Annotated in this window: 1 protein-coding gene; it reads right to left on the bottom strand. The window is 68.9% G+C overall.

All coding sequences use genetic code 11. The features are described from left to right. On the bottom strand, positions 1-563 hold a 563-nt coding region (locus tag HUA75_RS46050; protein WP_254628137.1), incomplete at both ends, for a condensation domain-containing protein.

The following is a 563-nucleotide window of genomic DNA, read 5'->3' as shown; positions in this document are numbered from 1 at the left end:
ACGAAGAAGCCGATGAGCCCCTCTGTCTCCGCTCGGGTGCGTCCCGCGATGGGGGAGCCGACGGAGAGGTCGTCCTGTCCGGAGTAGCGGGAGAGGAGGAGCTGCCAGACGGCGAGCAACGCCATGAAAGGCGTCACGCCCTCGCGCTGGCAGAACGCGAGGAGTCGCTCGTTCACGGAGGGAGGCAGGCGCACGGGGAAGGAGGCGCCCCGGTTCGACTGGACTGGCGGACGAGGCCGGTCGGTGGACAGCTCCAGGAAGGGAGGCGCGCCGGAGAGCTGCTGTCTCCAATAGGAGAGCTGCTGCTCCAACGCGTCGTCACGCAGCCATGAGCGCTGCCAGGCGGCGAAGTCAGCGTACTGCACGGGGAGGGCTTCCAGCCGAGGCGGCTGCCGGGTGGCGTGCGCGGAATAGAGCTCCGCCAGCTCACGGAGCAGGATTCCCGTGGACCAGCCGTCGGAGGCGATGTGATGGACCGTCCCGACGAGGACATGGCGCTGTGCGTCCAGTCGCAGCAGCAGCACGCGGAAGATGGGGCCGTGCTCCAGGTCGAAGGGCCGTGA

Origin of the sequence: Myxococcus sp. CA040A, from assembly GCF_013336725.1 — a bacterium.
In the GTDB taxonomy this organism is placed as follows: Bacteria; Myxococcota; Myxococcia; order Myxococcales; family Myxococcaceae; genus Myxococcus; species Myxococcus llanfairpwllgwyngyllgogerychwyrndrobwllllantysiliogogogochensis.
The sequence above is the reverse complement of the archived record's forward strand: the minus strand, read 5'-3'. Positions and strand labels throughout refer to the sequence as shown.